The sequence below is a fragment of the Chrysanthemum yellows phytoplasma genome (assembly GCF_000803325.1).
Lineage (GTDB): Bacteria > Bacillota_I > Bacilli_A > Acholeplasmatales > Acholeplasmataceae > Phytoplasma > Phytoplasma asteris.
The window spans coordinates 1-933 of the sequence record NZ_JSWH01000245.1; the positions used below are offsets into that span (position 1 = coordinate 1).

A 933-nucleotide genomic window follows, 5' to 3' on the forward strand; every position below is an offset into this window, starting at 1 on the left:
GTTTGAGATTTGATTTTATCAAAGGGATGAGTATTTGTCTGGTTTAAAGTTAAATATTTTAAGGCCTGAAAGAATTTTTTATGTTGTTTATCTAAAAAAGATTGTGGATCAATGAGCTGAAAATAAAAACTTAATTGCTCAGCTTTATTTTGGTTCATATAGGAAATGATTTGTCTTAAAGCTTTTTGTTCGTTGGTTAACATTTTATATTAACTCCTTTATTATTTTTTAATCATGTTAATATCACTAAAAGGGAGGAATTGGTTAGTCAGTAATGTTTGTAAAAAGATATTCGCTTGAGGTGAAAAACAATCAATCACTTGGTTAATTCCTGGGATTTTCCCTTGATAGATTTTCTTGTTTAATCTTTGAGTTTCCACAGTGTTATTAGTTAATAAATAAAATTCAAAACGAGTATCAAGTTTTTTTAATTGTTGAGCCTCTACCATGGCTTGTTTATATCGATCGCGAAGACATGTTTTAAAATTAAAAGCGATAATCCGTTTCGTTTTCGTAAATAACACTAAATCAAATTTAATGTCAGGGATAAAAAATAAATAAGCTTGAGGGTATAAGTGTGTGATTCCTTGGTTTTGAAAATAGAATAAAATGAGATATTAATTGATTTTACCACGGATCACTTTTTGACTTTGAGAATGATAGTTTTTATCAGTTAAATATTGATCTAGTAAATGGTGATGATGACACATATATTCATGAAAATTAAGTGAAAATGATGATTTATGAAAAAGTTTTTTTAAAATATCAACACATTGAGTATTAGTGTTAAATTGTTTAATATGGTAAAAATCTTTGTTAGTTAACATCTTGATTCCTTTCTAAATAAAAAAAGACCTTTTTTTAAGGTCTTTTCTTCTTAATTTTTTTCGTTTTCCAAGTAATGGTCCCATCAGGTTTGATGGTTTTAATTTT

2 pseudogenes are annotated in these 933 nt (G+C 26.7%); both read right to left on the reverse strand.

The features are described 5' to 3' along the window. Positions 1 to 203 (reverse strand): annotated as a pseudogene (locus tag OL66_RS03500) (replicative DNA helicase); the annotation flags it as partial. Positions 204 to 221: 18 nt separating this feature from the next. Beyond that, positions 222 to 827, reverse strand: a pseudogene (locus OL66_RS03505) (hypothetical protein). Positions 828 to 933: the final 106 nt, after the last annotated feature.